This window comes from Citrobacter sp. R-1.5.2 (assembly GCF_035064245.1).
Lineage (GTDB): Bacteria > Pseudomonadota > Gammaproteobacteria > Enterobacterales > Enterobacteriaceae > Citrobacter.
Map to the genome: position 1 here is coordinate 1 of NZ_JASEYC010000081.1, position 746 is coordinate 746.

Annotated in this window: 1 protein-coding gene; it reads right to left on the minus strand. The window is 52.1% G+C overall.

Annotated elements, in window-relative coordinates; translation table 11 throughout:
* Positions 1 to 15: 15 nt before the first annotated feature.
* Positions 16 to 713 (minus strand): IS1 family transposase gene (locus tag QMN38_RS26680; protein WP_223274117.1). Its coding sequence is split into 2 segments (ribosomal slippage): positions 16 to 464 and positions 464 to 713, totalling 699 coding nucleotides; the frame shifts between segments, so codons are not numbered across the junction.
* Between the last annotated feature and the right edge of the window lie 33 nt (positions 714 to 746).

A 746-nucleotide genomic window follows, 5' to 3' on the forward strand; every position in this document is an offset into this window, starting at 1 on the left:
GGTAATGACTCCAACTTACTGATAGTGTTTTATGTTCAGATAATGCCCGATGACTTTGTCATGCAGCTCCACCGATTTTGAGAACGACAGTGACTTCCTGCCCAGCCTTGCCAGATGCTGCCTCAGATTCAGGTTATGCCGCTCAATGCGCTGCGTATATCGCTTGCTGATAACGTGCAGTTCTCCCTTCAGGCGTGATTCATAAAGCGGCCAGCCATCCGTCATCCATACCACGACCTCAAAGGCCGACAGCAGGCCAAGAAGACGCTCCAGCGTGGCCAACGTGCGTTCACCGAATACGTGCGCCACAACCGTCCTCCGTATCCTGTCATACGCGTAAAACAACCAGCGCTGGCGTGATTTAGCGCCGACGTAACCCCACTGTTCGTCCATTTCCGCGCAAACAATGACGTCACTGCCCGGTTGTATGCGTGAGTTTACCGACTGCGGCCTGAGTTTTTTAAGTGTCGTAAAATCGTGTTGAGGCCAACGCCCATAATGCGTGCACTGGCGCGACATCCGACGCCATTCATGGCCATATCAATAATTTTCTGGTGTGTACCGGGCTGAGAGGCGGTGTAAGTGAACTGTAGCTGCCATGTTTTACGGCAGTGAGAGCAGAGATAGCGCTGATGTCCGGCAGTGCTTTTACCGTTACGCACCACGCCTTCAGTAGCTGAACAGGAGGGACAGCTGATAGAAACAGAAGCCACTGGAGCACCTCAAAAACACCATCATACACTAAA